At 70.9% G+C, this 16,866-nt stretch carries 10 protein-coding genes; all 10 read right to left on the reverse strand.

Annotation, left to right across the window (positions count from 1 at the left end; translation table 11 throughout):
• Positions 1-4: 4 nt before the first annotated feature.
• Positions 5-1,213 (reverse strand): glycosyltransferase, encoded by a 1,209-nt coding sequence (locus AB0G20_RS02400; RefSeq protein WP_361294538.1) that lies wholly within the window; start codon positions 1,211-1,213, stop codon positions 5-7.
• 203 nt (positions 1,214-1,416) lie between these two features.
• A complete protein-coding gene (locus tag AB0G20_RS02405; protein ID WP_361294541.1) occupies positions 1,417-3,525 on the reverse strand; it encodes a hypothetical protein in 2,109 nt (702 codons plus the stop codon).
• A 173-nt stretch (positions 3,526-3,698) separates the two neighbouring features.
• Positions 3,699-5,195, reverse strand: a complete 1,497-nt coding sequence (locus tag AB0G20_RS02410; protein WP_248500520.1) for a bifunctional cytidylyltransferase/SDR family oxidoreductase — start codon at positions 5,193-5,195, stop codon at positions 3,699-3,701.
• Between the two features lie 681 nt (positions 5,196-5,876).
• Positions 5,877-7,427: an alkaline phosphatase D family protein gene (locus tag AB0G20_RS02415; protein WP_361294545.1), complete on the reverse strand. Its 1,551-nt coding sequence runs from the start codon at positions 7,425-7,427 to the stop codon at positions 5,877-5,879.
• 179 nt (positions 7,428-7,606) lie between these two features.
• Positions 7,607-9,085 (reverse strand): FG-GAP-like repeat-containing protein, encoded by a 1,479-nt coding sequence (locus AB0G20_RS02420; protein WP_361294548.1) that lies wholly within the window; start codon positions 9,083-9,085, stop codon positions 7,607-7,609.
• 145 nt (positions 9,086-9,230) lie between these two features.
• A complete protein-coding gene (obgE, locus tag AB0G20_RS02425; protein WP_361294551.1) occupies positions 9,231-10,667 on the reverse strand; it encodes a GTPase ObgE in 1,437 nt (478 codons plus the stop codon).
• A gap of 139 nt (positions 10,668-10,806) precedes the next feature.
• Positions 10,807-11,061: a 50S ribosomal protein L27 gene (gene rpmA / locus AB0G20_RS02430; RefSeq protein WP_003990207.1), complete on the reverse strand. Its 255-nt coding sequence runs from the start codon at positions 11,059-11,061 to the stop codon at positions 10,807-10,809.
• A gap of 14 nt (positions 11,062-11,075) precedes the next feature.
• The gene (gene rplU, locus AB0G20_RS02435; RefSeq protein WP_030836278.1) at positions 11,076-11,396 is read right to left on the reverse strand and encodes a 50S ribosomal protein L21; all 321 of its coding nucleotides are present in this window, start codon (positions 11,394-11,396) and stop codon (positions 11,076-11,078) included.
• Between the two features lie 268 nt (positions 11,397-11,664).
• Positions 11,665-15,795 carry an Rne/Rng family ribonuclease gene (locus AB0G20_RS02440; protein ID WP_361294554.1) on the reverse strand — a complete coding sequence of 1,377 codons (4,131 nt, stop codon included), beginning with the start codon at positions 15,793-15,795 and terminating at the stop codon, positions 11,665-11,667.
• Positions 15,796-16,055: 260 nt separating this feature from the next.
• A complete protein-coding gene (locus AB0G20_RS02445; RefSeq protein ID WP_361294557.1) occupies positions 16,056-16,838 on the reverse strand; it encodes a TIGR03936 family radical SAM-associated protein in 783 nt (260 codons plus the stop codon).
• Positions 16,839-16,866: the final 28 nt, after the last annotated feature.

Raw genomic sequence — 16,866 nt, forward strand, 5'->3', positions numbered from 1 at the left:
GCGGTCAGGCCGCGTGCCGCATCTCCCGTGAGGTGATGACCCGCCGCGCCTTGCGCACCGCCCGGCGTACGAACGTGTCGACGCCGCCCTCGCGGTAGCCCGGGAAGGCGCGGGCCTCCCGGGGTTCGGCGAGGTAGACCGAGTCGGGGACGCCGGCGGCGCGGTCCCGGAAGTGCGGGTAGGCCAGGTACACGCGGCGGCCCTTCCTCTCCAGGAGGGCCGCCGCCTGCTTCTTGGCCTTGACGAACTTCACGACGTCCAGGAGCAGTTCGGGACGCTGCTCGGCGACCAGGTGCAGCCGCAGCCGCTCGTGGACCTTGAGGCGCTGGGCGACGCCCTCGGTCCAGTAGGTGTCCATCATCGGCTTGGCCAGCTCGAACTTGTGCCGGCGTATCTCCTCGCTGTCCGTCAGGTACTTGGGCCCGAACTGCGGCAGCAGCGTGACGAGGAAGGGCCGGACCATCAGCTGGTCGCGCCGGCCGCCCGCGGGGACGAGTTCGGCGATGAGGTTCATCAGGGCCCGCGCGGAGTCGAAGCGCAGCGTGTAACTGCCGCTCTTCGTCACGTGCTTGCCGTCGTCGCGGCCGACCAGGTAGTAGCAGGTGTGGTCGGCGACCACGGAGACGCCGTCCGCCCGCAGATACGCCTCCATGGTGAACAGCGCGTCCTCGCCGGTGAACAGCGACTCGTCGAAGCGCATGCCGTGCCGGTCCAGGAGCGCGCGGCGGAACAGCTTCTGCGCGCTGAGGGTGAACTTGATGTTGGAGGAGAAGACGTCCGTCCGCTCCACCGTCTTGCCCCACATGGACTTCGGCGCCGAGCGGTTGACGCCCTCGACCTTGCCGAGCACCACGTCCGTGCCGGCGCGGTCGGCCATGGCGACCATCCGCTCCAGGGCCTCGGGGCCCAGCCGGTCGTCGGCGTCGAGGAAGAAGACGTAGCGGCCGCTGGCCTTGCCCAGGCCCACGTTGCGCGGGCCGCTGGGGCCGCCGGAGTTCTCCTGCCGGATCACCAGAACGTGCATGGGAGCTCGCGCGGCGAACTCCTCCAGGTACTCCCCCGTCCCGTCCGTCGAACCGTCGTCCACCGCGATGACCTCGACGCGTGTCGGATCGATGGTCTGCGCCTCGACGGACGAGAGGCACTCGATCAGATACGGCATCGCTTCGTACGCACCGATGATCACACTCACATCAGGCTGCGTCACGGTCACGTTTCCCCCTAGTCAATGGGATATTCCCCCCGTATCGCCTCATTCGCTACTTGGTAGACGGGTGATCGAGGCAAGCGGTTGCCTCCCCCATGCATGTTCGTGAGTCACCTCACACGGATAACGCACAGGGAGCGGGAAAACGAAAGAGTTCGGCCCCGAGGAGAAGCTCCTCGGGGCCGAACTCTTCAGTCGGCGGCGGCGGTTCAGCCCGTGCCGACACCGTCCGTGTCACCGGCGGCGGACACCCGCTGCCCGGGCACGGCGTTCGCCAGCTCGGCCTCGGCGCCGGCGGCCGCCACCCGTGACTCCTGACCGACGTTGCGCGTCTCGGCCTTGAGCGCGAGGTTCGCGACCGCGGTGTTGAACTGGTCGAGGGAGGTCGGCTCGTCCGGGCCCAGCAGGTACTGCTTGAGCTCCTTGCGGTCCTCGGCCAGCGGGTCGGCGTCCGGGGCGCGGACCGCGCCGAGCAGCTCGCCCAGCTCGGCGGCGCTGTTGGACAGGATCACCGCGGCACGCACCGCCGTGTTGTTCCGCTTGAACTCCTCGACACCCACCTCGGCGGAGTCCGTGACCGCGTACGGCTTGCCGCTCGCGATGAAGTCGGACACCACGCTGGAGATGTCGGAGACCATCGCGTCGGAGACGTTGAAGCAGTCGTACAGCCGCGGCTCGGCGCCCGTGATGACGCGGTGCTCCCAGGACGGGAAGGAACGCCAGTAGGCGTCGTTCCACTCGGCGCGCAGCCGGGCGGCCTCCTCGTGCCGGGCGACGTCGATCAGCCCGTCACGGGTGGCCTCGGCCTCGTCGCCGCGGTCGCCGCCGGAGCCGGACAGCTGCGCGAGCCGGGCCTGGATGCGGTCCAGCTCGGCCTTGGCCTGCGCCTGGGCGGCGGTGTCGGGGATGAACCGGGTGTCGATGGCGCGCTCGGCGGCGGCCTTCTGCACCAGGGCCGTGATCCGCCGGTGCGCGGCGCCGGCCTCCTTGCTGACGTTGCCGGTGAACGGGTGCGGCTTGTACAGGACGCGGACCGGCGGGTCGGCCTGCACGAGCTGCTGCACGATGTTCTCGCCGGCCAGCACGACGGAGGTGTTGCCCGGGTTGCCGTCCCAGCCCTCCCAGGTGGGGGCGTACAGCACGGTCGGGATGCGGCCCTCGGGCACGCCCTGCCAGGTCTGGATCGGGGCGAGCTGCGGGCGGCCGACCTCGACGATGTCGTCGTCACGGACACCGACGTCGGCGATGGCGTAACGGTCGCGGCCCGCGCGGCCGGCCGTCCACACCTCGTCGTAGACCTTGCTGTACGGGTTGACGCTGGCGAGCTTGTCGCTGTCGCCGTGGCCGATGAAGACGTGCTTGATGGTGGGCACGCGCAGCATGTGGATGTTCTTGCCGACGTTGGCCGCGTAGAGCGCGACGCGCACGGTGGACAGGTCCATGTTCATCAGGTGCACCCCTCCGGGCACGCAGATGACGGGGACCGTGGTGGGCGCCAGATTGTTCAGGATGGCCCGCTCACGCAGGATGATCAGCGGCTTGGACTCCAGCTTCTCCATGGTGTCGAGCCACATGTTGACCTGGTAGGCGGAGTCCTTCGAACCGGAGAAGTACAGGACCGTCTCCGGCTTGTACTCGCCCAGCCAGTCGTCGACGGCGGCCAGGACCATCTCGGCCTTCGGCGGGATTCTCCGGCCGCGCACGTACGGCACGAGCGTCAGGACGTACAGGGTGGCCAGGGCCACCGTGACGCCGATGCCGATGAAGCCGATCAGGGCCGACTTGACCTGCGCGGCGACCAGGATGCCGACGACCGCCGCGAGGTCGAGGTGGAGCATCTTCTCGGCGGAGCGGTGCAGCAGCTTGCGCGGCGGGGCGTCCGGGATGCGGATGCGCGAGGCCAGGTCGACGTTGCGGGTGGCGACGGGCATGCGGCGGCGGTTGCGGATCAGCTGGACCAGCGCGCCGTGCGGGGCCTGGAGACCGTAGAAGGCGATGAAGCAGGCGATCGCCCCGTAGTAGATCAGGTTGTCCGCGAGGGACAGCCGGGCCAGCAGCAGGACGAGGAGCAGCTGCCGTATCAGGAAGCGGATCGACAGACCGGCCCGCACCTTGCTGAGGCGGTTGATCAGGTAGCTGTTCTTGCGGTGCAGATAGTGGTCCGCCAGGTACGTCACGGCGGCCGCTGCCGCGAAGGCGGGAACGCTCGGGACGAGCGCGGCCAGCATGAGGGCGGGGAAGCCCGCCACCATGAGGACCGCCGCGGCCAGCTGGGCCGCACTGCCCACCCGGGCGACGCGAATAGCGGTGGATATCACGGAGAAACCTGCTCTTGGGAGGGGTGTGCCGGTCTTGGTTCGAGAATGCGGCTGGTCTGTGAATATTCGCGAGACTGTATGGATTCAGGCCCCTGCGAACACTCCTGTCGACGAAACCCGTTAACAGGAGGGCGCAGAGGCCTGAATTACTGAAGTCTAATTGGCGCCAATTATTACACGCCGTCCTGCCGGTCCAGCACGGTGGCCAGCGCCTGCTCGAAGCCGGTGGCCCGGGCCGCGCCGGCCGTCGGGTCCTGCTGGCGGACGTCGATGACGTGTCCGGTGAGCTCGGAGAGCAGCACGTCGAGCGAGGTACGGGCCACGGCCTCGGAGGACAGCAGGGAACCCGAGGGCTCCTGGCCGAACGCCTTGGTGCGCATGGGGGTGGCGGTGCGCTCGGGGTTGATGCAGTTGACGCGGACGCCGTCGCCGGCCCACTCGTCGGACAGCGCCTGGGTGAGGTTCACCATGGCGGCCTTGGTGGAGGAGTACAGGCTGTACTCGGCACGGCCCCGGGTGTAGCTGCTGGAGGTGTAGAGCAGCAGCTGGCCCTTGGTCTCGGAGAGGTACTTGTACGACGAGCGGGCGATCTGCACCGGGGCCAGGTAGTTGACCTTCAGCGCCTCCTCGATGGTGGCGTTGTCGGTCTCGGCGAGCTTGCCTATGCGCAGCACGCCGGCGGTGTTGACCACGTAGTCGATGCGGCCGGTCTCGGCGTACGCCTTGGACAGGGCGTCGTCGACCTCCTCCGGGTTCTCCACGTGGGTGCCGGTGGTGGAGCGGCCGAGGGCGTAGACCTTGGCGCCGTAGGACTCGGCGAGCTCGGCGATGTCCTTGCCGATGCCGTAGCTGCCGCCGAAGACGACCATGGTCTTGCCGGTCAGCAGCTCGCGGTAGGCCTCCTCGGAGACCTGCTCGGGCGCGGCCGTGGAGGCGAGCTGGAAGAGCTTGTCGGCGATGAAGACGTCGACGGGCTGGGTGACCTTCATGTTGTACTCGTCACCCGCGACGACGTGGATCGGCACGTCCGGCAGGTACTTGAGCACGACGGAGCAGTCGTCGGTGGCCTGGAAGTTGGGGTCACCGGCGGCGACCTCGTAGGCCCGCTTGATCGTGGACAGCTTGAAGGCCTGCGGCGTCTGGCCGCGGCGCAGCCGGGAGCGGTCCGGGATCTCGGTGATGAACTCGCCGTCCTCGCCGTGCGTGCGCGTGACGATGATGGTGTCCGCGGACGGGATGGCCACGTCGACGGCCTGGTAGCGCTCCAGGGCGACGACGCAGTCGTCGATGACGCGCTGCGAGAGCAGGGGGCGCACGGCGTCGTGGAAGAGGACGTTGGCGTCCTCGCCCTCGGCCAGGCCCTCGCCCAGCGCGGCGATGGCGCGCTCGGTGGTCTCGTTCCGCGTGGAGCCGCCCTCGATGACCTTCGAGACCTTCTTGAATCCGGCCTTCGCGACGATCTTCTCGATGTCGGGCACGTAACCCGGCGCCATCAGCACGATGATGTCGTCGATCGAGTCCGCGTTCTCGAAGGTGGTCAGCGTGTGCTCGATGACTGCCTTGCCGGCGATCTTCAGCAGCTGCTTGGGGATCGACAGACCCACGCGCTGGCCGGTGCCACCGGCCAGGATCACTGCGGTGGTACGGGGCTTGGCTATGTGCTGGGACACAGGTGACCTACCTTGGGGCGACAGGGAACTTGGAAATGGTCCCACTTGTGGTTACCGCAATGCAAGGTGAGCGACCTGCACCGCATATGTGCGCGCAACCTCTCATTCACCTGGCGACGCTGGTGATTGGCGAGACGGTTCCGCCGGTGATGCAGGTGCCTCAGGAATTGCTGTGAGTAACTCCACAGGAGCTCAGCGGCGCCGAAGCCGCCCGAGCCGGCGGTGACCGAGGACCTTCACGAGTTCCTTGGACGATGTCTGGTGCTTGGACGATGTCTGGTGCACGGTACGCGCTTTGAGGGTGCGCACCGCGCCACGGCGAGCGCGGCGCGGCTCCGCGGCCCGATCGTCGCGGGTCCGCGCCACGGCCGGCAGCGGCGTCTGACCACCGAGGACCCGGGGCCGGGCCCGTCATGCCGGGGTGCCGTCTTCACGCCCCCGGTCGGCGGACCGTACGCCTTCTCCATAAGGATGACCGCACCGTTGCGGACACGTCGCGAATACAGCTCGTCCGGTGGCTCATTGCCGCGGAATTCCTGGTCAAGATTCCGCAGCATTTCGGTCTCGGCAAGAGCAATACGCCGCACACCCGGGTCGGACTTCTCACACGGCTCACCCGCCCCGTACGTCGAAGAGCCCGGGACTCCGAGGAGTCCCGGGCTCCGGGGGGCACGGGCCAGGTCAGACGACCTCGACGCCCGGGCGGCCCGCCTCGACCCTCAGCCGGGCCAGTGTGCTCGGGGTCGCCGTGGGCTGCCGGACGGTGTCGACCACCCTGACCTGCGCGTCGATGCGGTCGCGGCGGACGTCGAAGAGGTGGTAGCCGCGGTGTGCGTCGAGCAGCTTCCAGTGCGGGTTGTCCGGGCGCCGCGGGTCCCACTCCTTGCGGAAGGCTTCCTGGTCCTGGTCGCCGTTGCTGGAGATGGAGGTGCCGACGAACTCGGCGCCGACCACCTCGGAGTCCGGGTCGGCGTAGTCCTCCTTGAGGTCGCTGATCATCGTCAAGTGCCGGTCGCCGGAGAGCACCACCGGGTTGCGGACCTTCTGGAACTCCTGGAGGAACCGGTTGCGTTCGGCCTGGTAGCCGTCCCAGGCGTCGTAGAACCAGAGCTTGCCCTCGCCGACCTGGAGGTCCGTCTCGGCCATCATGATCTGCGAGGCGATGAGGTTCCAGCGGGCCGGCGAGTCCTGGAGGCCGTTCAGCAGCCACTGCTTCTGCCGCGCGCCCAGCATGGTCAGCGACGGGTCCTGGGCACCGGCCTGGCTCTTGGCCTGGTCGCTGCGGTACTGCCGGGTGTCCAGGACGTTGAGCCGGGCCAGCCGGCCGAACTCCAGGCGGCGGTACATCCGGATGTGCGGGCCGTTCGGGACGGCGGTCGCGCGGACCGGCATGTGCTCGTAGAACGCCTGGTAGGCCGCGGTCAGCCGGGCCACGAACGCGTCGTGCGGCTGCTTGTCGGGGTCCTGCGGGATCTCGCCGGCGAAGTCGTTGTCCACCTCGTGGTCGTCGAAGGTCACCACGAAGGGCGCGTTCGCGTGCATCGCCGCGAGGTCGGGGTCCGTCCGGTACTGGGCGTACCGGTTGCGGTACTGGACGAGGCTGAACGGCTCGCCGGTGCCCTCGTGCCGCCGCAGGGCCGTCGCCGAGGGCGTGGACTCGTAGATGTAGTCGCCGACGAACACCACGACGTCCGGGTCCTGGTCGAGCATGTCTGCGTATGGCGTGAAATAGCCGTGCTGCCAGTTCTGGCAGGAGGCGAGGGCCATGCGCAGGGAGCCACCGGAGCTGTAGGGGTGGGGCGCGGTACGGGTGCGGCCGACGGGCGAGAGCTGCCCGCTGGTGCGGAAGCGATACCAGTACGTACGGCCCCCACGCAGGCCCCGTACGTCCACGTGAACGCTGTGCCCGTACTCGGGCCGTGCCTGGGCGGTGCCCTGCCGGACGAGCTTTCTGAACCGGGGGTCCTCCGCGAGCTGCCACTCCACCGGCACCACGCGATCGGGCATGCCGCCGCCGTTCAGCGGGTCCGGTGCGAGCCTGGTCCACAGCACGATGCCGTCGGGCAGCGGGTCGCCCGAGGAGACGCCGAGGCTGAACACACCGTCCGGCAGCGGCGTCTCGGCCGCGCGGGCGGCGGCCGGCAGCCACAGCTGGGCGGAGGCCGCGGCGCCGAGCACCGCGGCACCGGCGGTCAGAAAGCGGCGTCGGTCGGGGGATACTGCTCCGGTCATCGGCTGACTCCCTTACCTCGCTGGCCACTTGGACACTGGGAAGCTTCACGCTCGCGGGCGGTCCGCCCGCTGAACGCCGGGGTTCACGTACATGACAACTAAGCAGACAAAGAGAGACTCGCCGCCAGCACCGGAACAAGCCGTTGCCGGGGCGAGTCTGACAGGCGATCAGTAATGGGTCAGCGAGCGAAACCCGCGCCGATTCCGGAGCCGTTCCTGACCGTGCCGAGGGTGCCCGCGCCGAAGCTGACCGAGCCGGTCGCGGTGGGAGTGTCGACCGGGTTGGGGAACGCCCAGACTCCGCCGTCCCGGTTCTCGCCGGTGGCGCCGACGAACAGCTCGGCCCGGCCGTCCCCGTTGACGTCGAGCAGCTTGGTGTCGGCACCGAAGAAGTCGTTCCGCTCCGCCGTGCCCGGGACGTTCCTGGTGTTCTGGTTCATGCTGTAGGCGCCGTTGCCGGTCAGCCCCGGCCTGCCGCCGCGCAGGACGGTGACCTGGCCGGCCGCGTACACGTCCCCGAGGTCCTCGCTCGAACTGCCGGTGGAGACGTCCGCGTAGCCGTCGGCGTCGACGTCGCCCACGGAGATGCTCCCGCCGAAACCGTCGGCCCACTCCGAGCTGCCGGGCACCTCGGGGGTGCCCTGCGTGATGATCGTGGTGCGGGAGGTGTCGGGTCCGTCGGCCGAGCCGTGCACCACGCCGATCTGACCGCCCTTCAGCAACGGGTCGTCGAGATCGACCTCGCCGAAGCCGTCGTTCGGACGGCCGATGACGACGTCGGCGTACCCGTCCTTGTCCACGTCGCCGACGCCGAGGCTCTCGCCGCCGCGCATGCGGGTGCCGTCGGGGTTGTTCAGCGGGGCGGGGGCGCTCAGCCCGTCGCGGGCGCCCCGCAGCCAGACCGCCCGACGGTGCTTGTAGTCGGGGTCGTGCATGTCGTCCTCGTTGCGGTCGTGGATGAGCGCGACCAGGTCCGTGATGCCGTCGTGGTCGATGTCCCCGGCGGCCACGTCGTCCGTGAAGTACTCGGACTCGATGGCGAGGGTCCGACTCTTCGCGGCGCCGGTGGTGCGGTCGAACGGCCCGTACAGCAGGCGGTTGCCGGTGGCGAGATCCAGATGGCCGTCGCCGTCGAAGTCGCCGAGCGACGGGGTCTCGGCGTCGACCCGGTCCTCCTCGGTGCCGGTGGCCACGGCCGTACCGCCCGACAGACCCTGCTTCCCGCCCCACAGCACGGCGAGCGTACCGGCGTAGGTGACCTCCCCGACGCCCTCACCCGGGGCTCCCACGACCAGGTCGGCGTAGCCGTCGCCGTCGAGGTCTCCGGCGGCGAGACCGTCGCCGTAGTCGTCGTTGGTCTCCGCGGCACCGGGTATGCCCGGGGTGTTCTGGCTGATGACCTGCTGGTGCGTCAGGTCGACGCCCTTGGCCGAGCCGTACACGACGGCCACGTACCCGGCCTGGGCCTGCCCGTCGACCTTGCCGTGCGGGGCCGCGACGGCCAGGTCCTGGTAGCCGTCGCCGTTGAAGTCGTCCCGGGGCTTGTTCTCGGCGACGGACGGGGCGGCGGGGGCGGCGTGCGCGGCCACCGGGGTGGTCACGGCCGCGACGACGGCGACGGCCGCCGCGACCGCCCGGCCGACCCTGCGCTTGCTCATGGACTGCGGCACATCGACTCCGGTGCTTCGCTGGGCAGTTACGGTGCCGGTGAGGAACAAGATCCTCACCGGCACCGCCCTGTACGACTCACCGGGGAACGGCTTGGTTGCACCGAAGTCCGTTGCCTATTTGCTTCTTGTTAACTCAGAACGGCTCGAAGTCGTCGAACTCCTGCTGCGCCTCGTCCCGCTGGGCCTGCCGGTCCTTGCGGCGCTGCGCGGCCGGCCGCTCGCCCTCGAGCCGGTGGTCCTCACCGCGTCGGCCGAGCATCTCGGCCCCGGCCGTCATGGACGGCTCCCAGTCGAAGACGACCGCGTTCTCCTCGGGGCCGATGGCGACGCCGTCGCCGCCCCGGGCGCCCGCCTTCATCAGCTCCTGCTCGACACCGAGCCGGTTGAGCCGGTCCGCCAGATAGCCGACCGCCTCGTCGTTGTTGAAGTCGGTCTGACGCACCCAGCGTTCGGGCTTCTCGCCGCGCACCCGGAACAGGCCGTCGGCCTCGCGCGTCACGGTGAAGCCGGTGTCGTCCACGGCCTTGGGCCGGATCACGATCCGGGTGGCCTCTTCCTTCGGCTTCGCGGCCCGCGACTGCGCCACGAGCTCCGCGAGCGCGAACGACAGCTCCTTCAGGCCCATGTGCGCCACGGCCGACACCTCGAACACGCGGTAGCCGCGCGCCTCCAGGTCGGGCCGCACCATCTCGGCCAGATCCTTGCCGTCCGGTACGTCGATCTTGTTCAGGACGACGATCCGCGGCCGGTTGTCCAGCCCGCCGTACTGCCGCAGCTCCTCCTCGATGATGTCGAGGTCGGAGGTCGGGTCGCGGTCCGACTCCAGCGTCGCGGTGTCCAGGACGTGCACGAGCACACTGCACCGCTCCACGTGCCGCAGGAACTCGAGACCCAGGCCCTTGCCCTGGCTGGCCCCGGGGATCAGCCCGGGCACGTCGGCGATCGTGTACACCGTCGAACCGGCCGTGACGACACCGAGGTTCGGCACGAGGGTGGTGAAGGGGTAGTCGGCGATCTTCGGCTTGGCGGCGCTCAGCACCGAGATCAGCGACGACTTGCCGGCACTCGGGTATCCGACGAGCGCCACGTCGGCGACGGTCTTCAGCTCCAGGACGACGTCCCGCAGGTCCCCCGGCTCGCCGAGCAGCGCGAACCCGGGCGCCTTGCGCCGCGCGGAGGCCAGCGCCGCGTTGCCGAGCCCGCCCCGGCCGCCCTGCGCGGCGACGTACGACGTGCCGTGCCCGACCAGGTCGGCGAGGACGTTGCCCGCCTTGTCCAGCACCACGGTGCCGTCCGGCACCGGCAGGACGAGGTCCTGCCCGTCCTTGCCGGAGCGGTTGCCGCCCTCGCCGGGCTTGCCGTTGGTGGCCTTGCGGTGCGGGGAGTGGTGGTAGTCGAGCAGCGTGGTGATCGACTGGTCGACCGTGAGGATCACGTCTCCGCCGCGCCCGCCGTTGCCGCCGTCCGGCCCGCCGAGGGGCTTGAACTTCTCACGGTGGACGGAGGCACAGCCGTGGCCCCCGCTACCCGCGGCGACGTGCAGCTCGACGCGGTCCACGAAGGTGGTCATGGTGTGTGCCTCCAGGTGCGTACGCATGTGTACGAGGTCGTATGTACGAGGTCGTACGGGGTTGTTCTCTGCCTAACACGCGAAAGGCGGACCCGCTTCCCCGTGAGGGAAGTGAGGTCCGCCTCGCGAAAGCTTCCGATCAGGCGACCGGAACGATGTTCACGACCTTGCGGCCACGGTGGGTGCCGAACTGCACCGAACCGGCCTCGAGGGCGAACAGCGTGTCGTCGCCACCACGGCCGACGCCGGCGCCCGGGTGGAAGTGGGTGCCACGCTGACGAACCAGGATCTCACCCGCGTTGACGACCTGACCGCCGAAGCGCTTCACGCCGAGCCGCTGGGCATTGGAGTCGCGACCGTTCCGGGTGGACGATGCGCCCTTCTTGTGTGCCATTTCTCCTCAGTCCCTTACTTCGCAGCCGTGGGGATCTCAGTGACCTTGATCGCCGTGTACTGCTGGCGGTGGCCCTGGCGACGGCGGTAACCGGTCTTGTTCTTGTAGCGCAGAATGTCGATCTTCTGCCCCTTGTGGTGGTCCACGACCTCGGCCTGGACCTTGATGCCGGCCAGCACCCACGGGTCGCTGGTCACGGCGTCGCCGTCGACAACGAGCAGGGTCGAGAGCTCGACCGAGTCGCCAACCTTGGCAGTGGAAATCTTGTCAACCTCAACGATGTCGCCGACAGCAACCTTGTGCTGGCGACCACCGCTGCGCACGATGGCGTACACGCGGAACTCACTCTCTAGCTCGGGAAACGGCACCCCCGCAGGCCAGCCGCCCGACTCAGCGAGCAGCCTCTCCTGGCGCCCGGCGCCCGGAGGATGAGGTTTACGGGGATGTGACGCGTCAATCGACACGCCGACGGTCAAGGTTACGGGGCCGCGGCCGAAGGGGTCAAACCGAGCCGGGCCCGCCACCTGTGCGACCGGTCACGCCGGTCGCGTCCGCCGGGGCGTACGCGGGGTTCGCGCACGCCCCGGGGGACGTCGAGGCCGGTCAGCCCTCGTCGGTGGAGGCCGAGACGGAGGACGCGGAGGACACGGACTGCTCCGCCGCCACGGTCTTCTTCGACGCGGTCTTCTTGGCGGCGGTCTTGGTGGTCTTCGCCGCCTTCTTGGCCGTCGTCTTCTTGGCGGCGGTCTTCTTCGCCACCGTCTTCTTGGTGGTGGCGGCCTTCTTCGCCGTGGCCTTCTTGGCCGTCTTGCGGGCCGTCTTCTTGGCGGGGGCCGACTCCTCGGCGGCCTCCTCCATGGCGGCACCGTCGGACGCGGGGGCTGCCGGGACGTCCTCCGACGCGGCCGACGGGACGACCACGACGGCCGTCTCCTCGGACGCCGTGGACACCGTGGGCTTGCGCACGGCACGGCGCCGCGGACGGGCCGGGGCGGCGCTCTCCGCAGGCGCCTCGGCGGCCGACTCGACGGCGACCTCGGGCTGTCCGGCCGACTCCGGAGCCTGAGTGGCCTCGGACACCGCGGGCGCGGTCTCGGCGACCGTCACCACGGCCGCCTCGGCACCCGCCGGAGAACCGGCCGGAGCGGACACCTTGCGGGTGGCCCGCCGCCGGGTACGGCCCTTGGGCGCGGCCTCCTCGGCCGGAGCGGCCTGCGCGGCCTGCGCGGCCTCGACCACCGGGTCCTCCACGGCCATCGGCTCGGCCTGCGCCTCGGCGGCCGGCTCCGGCTGCACCGGACGGGCGACCTCCTGCTCGACGGTCACGTCCTGAGCCGTCGGCACCTCGGCCTCGGCCTGCTCGGCCCTGCCCCTGCCGCGCCGGGTCCTGTCCCTGCCCTGCTCGGCCTGCGGCTCGGCCGTCTCACCGCGCGGGGAGCCCGCCGGAGCCGACGCCCGCCGGCTCGCCCGGCGTCGCGACCGGCCACGGCCCGCCGCGGCCTCCGCCTCGGCGGCACTGCCGTAGAGCTCCTCGTCGGGCTCGAAGGCCGGCTCGGGCAGCGCGATCGGCTCGGCGACCTCGGCTCCGAGCTCCGCCTCGGTCTCCGCCTCCTGCTCGGCGGTCTCGAGGGCCGCCTCGTGCACGTGCGGCTGCTCGGCGGCACCGGCACGCGCGCGCTTCTTGCGCTTGCCGCCGCCTCCGGGGGCCGTCGGCTGCTCCATGTGCACGATGACACCGCGCCCGTTGCAGTGGACACAGGTCTCGGAGAAGGACTCCAGCAGACCCTGGCCGACCCGCTTGCGGGTCATCTGCACGAGCCCCAGCGAGGTCACTTCCGCGACCTGGTGCTTCGTACGGTCCCGGCCCAGGCACTCCAGCAGGCGCCGCAGCACCAGGTCCCGGTTGGACTCCAGCACCATGTCGATGAAGTCGATGACGATGATGCCGCCGAGGTCGCGCAGCCGCAGCTGACGCACGATCTCCTCGGCCGCCTCCAGGTTGTTCCTGGTGACGGTCTCCTCGAGGTTGCCGCCCTGGCCGGTGAACTTGCCGGTGTTGACGTCGACGACGATCATCGCCTCGGTCCGGTCGATCACCAGCGAACCGCCACTGGGCAGCCACACCTTGCGGTCGAGGGCCTTGGCCAGCTGCTCGTCGATCCGGTAGGTGGCGAAGACGTCGACCTCGGAGGTCCACTTCGACAGCCGCTCGGCGAGGTCCGGCGCGACGTGCGAGACGTACCCGTGGATGGTCGACCACGCCTCGTCGCCGCTGACGACGACCTTGGAGAAGTCCTCGTTGAAGATGTCGCGCACGACCCGGACGGTCATGTCCGGCTCGCCGTACAGCAGCGTCGGCGCGTTGCCGTTCTTGGACTTCTTCTGGATGTCCTCCCACTGCTGCTGCAGCCGCTCGACGTCCCGGCGCAGCTCGTCCTCGCTCGCGCCCTCGGCGGCGGTGCGCACGATGACGCCCGCGTCCTCGGGGACGATCTTCTTGAGGATGGTCTTCAGCCGGGCCCGCTCGGTGTCGGGCAGCTTGCGGCTGATGCCGGTCATGGAGCCCTCGGGCACGTACACGAGGTAGCGGCCCGGCAGGGAGACCTGGCTGGTGAGGCGGGCGCCCTTGTGACCGATGGGGTCCTTCGTCACCTGGACGAGCACGGACTGGCCGGACTTCAGGGCGGACTCGATACGCCGCGGCCCGTTGGCCATGCCGAGCGCCTCGAAGTTGACCTCACCGGCGTACAGGACGGCGTTGCGGCCCTTGCCGATGTCGATGAAGGCGGCCTCCATCGACGGCAGCACGTTCTGCACCTTGCCGAGGTAGACGTTGCCGACGTACGAGGTCGACTGCTCCTTGTTGACGTAGTGCTCGACGAGCACGTTGTCCTCGAGGACGCCGATCTGCGTGCGGTCGCCGTGCTGGCGGACGACCATCACGCGCTCGACGGCCTCGCGGCGGGCCAGGAACTCGGCCTCGGTGATGATCGGGACGCGCCGACGGCCCTGCTCGCGGCCTTCGCGGCGGCGCTGCTTCTTGGCCTCCAGACGGGTCGAGCCCTTGATGGACTGCACCTCGTCGGACGGCTCGGCCTTGGGGCGGGGCTCGCGGACCTTGACGACCGTGCGCTCCGGGTCGTCCTCGGAGGGCTCGGGCTCGTTTCCGGAGTCACCGGCACGACGACGGCGGCGCCGGCGACGGCGGCTGCTACTGGAGCCGCCTCCACCGGACTCGTCGCGGTCGGTGGCGTCCTCGGAGTCCTCGTCGTCCTCGTCGGAGGCGTCCTCGGCAGTCTGCTCGGACTCGGCGTCCGAGTCCTCGGCGCCCTCGCCGTCGGAGTCGGCGGACTCGCCACGCCGGCGGCGGCGGCCGCCCCGGCGACGGCGACGGCGCGAGCCGCTGCCCTCGGACTCCTCCTGCTCGTCGCCGTCGGCCTGATCCTCGGCGGACTCGTCGGCGTCCTCCGCCTCGTCGTCGGCGGTGTCGGTGGCGACGGCGGTCTCGGGGGCCTGGGCCTCGGGCTCGTCACCGGCACCCCGGCGACGGCGACGGCGACGCGAGCCGCCGCTCTGCTCCTCGCGCTGGGCCTCGGCCGGCACGGACTCCTCGGCCTCCTGGGGCTCCTCGGCCCCGGCCGCCTCGGCGGCGGCTGCGGCGGCGGCCCGATCCGGCGTCTGGAACTGGGGCTCGGTGAAGACGGGCGCCTGGAAGAGCGCGACTGCGGGCCGGGCCGGACGCGACGGCGACTCGCCCTCGCTGTCGGCCGCGCCGGCACGGGCGGCGGCCTTCGAGGCCCTGGTGCCCTTGGCGGGCTGGGCAGGCTCGGCAAAGCCGCCGGCGGCCCTGCGCACGACCCGGCGACGGCGACGCGGACCGGTCTCTTCGGCCGACTCGGCGGCCTCGGCGGCGGCGGTTTCGGCGGGGGCCTCGGCAGCGGGGGCGGGCTCGGCGGCAGCGGTCTCGGAGGCGGGGGCCTCGGACGCGGGGGCGGGCTCGGCGGGGGTGTCGGTCACGGGTGCCTTCGCCTCCTCGGCGTTCCCCTCCACCGCGTCCGCGGCGGAAGGCGCCCCGGCAGGCGCGGACGCCCGCCGCGAGGCACGCCGGCGAGTCCGACGCGGAGCAGCCTCTTCAGCGGCCTCGGCACCTTCGGCGGCGCCGTCGGCCACGACCGCCGGCTCCTGGCCGTCGGCCGCGGCCGGTGCCGCGACCGTCTCGGCCGCCTCCGCCGGAGCGGCGGTGGGCGAGGTCACGGTGCGCGTGGCACGGCGCCGGGTGCGCTTGGGAGCGGCGTCCTCGGTCACTTCGGCGGACGCGGCGGGTGTGGCAACCTCGGCCGGCTCGGCGACGGCGTTCGCCGGGACCACGGTCTCGGCGGCTTCCGCGGCCGCCGGAGCACCGACGGGAGCGGAAGCACGGCGTACGGCGCGACGCCGCTTGCGCCCGGCGGGCGCGGCCTCCTCGTCGCTCTCGACAGCCTCGGGCGCCTCGGCGGCCTCGGGGGTCTCCTCGGCCTCGTCGGCCGCCACGTCTTCGGCCTCTGCGACATCAGCCGCGAGTTCCTCGACATCGGCGAGCGGTATGGCCGGCGCCACCGTCTCCACCGGCGCGTCGGAGGCACCGGTGGGCGGGCCCGCCGGGCGTGACGCAGCACGCCGCCGCCGGCGGGGCGGCAGGGTGTCGCTGGGAGTGTTCTGTTCGGAACCCTCTGTGGGTTCGGTCGGTTCGAGCATGCGGGCTTATCTCCCGTCAGGCTCCCGGGCGCCGCGCCTGGTCCGGCGATGCCGGTGACGTCCGCGGCGCGCGCTGTGCGCGTTCGCCGCCGTCCGGGGCGCGGGCGCCGCTCGGGAGCTCTCTGTGTCCTGTCTCGCCGGTTCCGTACGCCGAATGCGTACGGCCTGGCGAAAGTCTTCTGGTCGGTGCGCTGCCCGACCCAGGTGGCTCCCGAGTCCGAGGGCGGCGCTACGACGTCCGTCCCTACGCGGAACCTTCCTTACGCCGACGCCGTCGCGGCGGCAGTCGGTTCGGCCGTTGAGTGGGCCTCGACTGCCTCGCGGTCGGGCGCGAGCGGGTCGGTCACCGTGCCGGTCTCTTCATCGAACAGCCCCTGCGCCAGCCTGGTCACCGCTGCGGGGACCGGCGGCGCCAGGTCGGCCACGGCGCGGAGACCGGACAGGACGTCGTCGGGTCGTACGGCAGGCGTCACGTGCCGAACAACCAGCCGCAGTATCGCACAGGGCTGGTCGGTCGGCCTATCAGCCTGCGAACTGTGCGTTTCCGAGAGGTCGCGCACCTCCAGGCTCGCGACGGCGGAGCGGGCGTCGAACGTGCGGACGCCGTTCTTGGCGAGGCGCTGGACCTCGACGGTCTCGGCCGCGTTGAAGGCGTCCGCCGCTCGGCGGGCCTCCTCCAGCGGCACTCCGTCCAGCCGGAGCTCCCAGACGGAAGCCGTCAGCCGGTCGGCGAGTCCCGAGGTGCGGGCCTCGACCGCCTCGGTGATGTCGAGCCCGGTGGGCAGCGACTCGTCGAGAAGGGCCCTGAGCTGCTCCGGGTCGCGGGGCGCGGTGAGCGCGATCTCCAGGTATTCCGCCTCACTGCCCGTGCCGGTGGGTGCGGCATTGGCGTACGACACCTTCGGGTGCGGTGTGAAGCCCGCCGAGTACCCCATCGGCACCTCGGCACGGCGCAACGCACGCTCGAAGGCGCGCTGGAAGTCACGGTGGCTGGTGAACCGGAGGCGGCCGCGCTTGGTGTAACGCAGTCGGATGCGCTGCACCGCGGGTGCGGGCGGCGGGCCTTCGGGC

It is taken from the genome of Streptomyces sp. NPDC024017 (assembly GCF_040638895.1).
GTDB lineage: Bacteria > Actinomycetota > Actinomycetes > Streptomycetales > Streptomycetaceae > Streptomyces.

Bases quoted from the DNA above. Each gene is read 5' to 3' on its own strand.
- AB0G20_RS02415 (WP_361294545.1), bottom strand. From the start codon at position 7,427: ATGACCGGAGCAGTATCCCCCGACCGACGCCGCTTTCTGACCGCCGGT.
- AB0G20_RS02420 (WP_361294548.1), bottom strand. From the start codon at position 9,085: ATGAGCAAGCGCAGGGTCGGCCGGGCGGTCGCGGCGGCCGTCGCCGTC.
- obgE (WP_361294551.1), bottom strand. From the start codon at position 10,667: ATGACCACCTTCGTGGACCGCGTCGAGCTGCACGTCGCCGCGGGTAGC.
- rpmA (WP_003990207.1), bottom strand. From the start codon at position 11,061: ATGGCACACAAGAAGGGCGCATCGTCCACCCGGAACGGTCGCGACTCC.
- AB0G20_RS02440 (WP_361294554.1), bottom strand. From the start codon at position 15,795: ATGCTCGAACCGACCGAACCCACAGAGGGTTCCGAACAGAACACTCCC.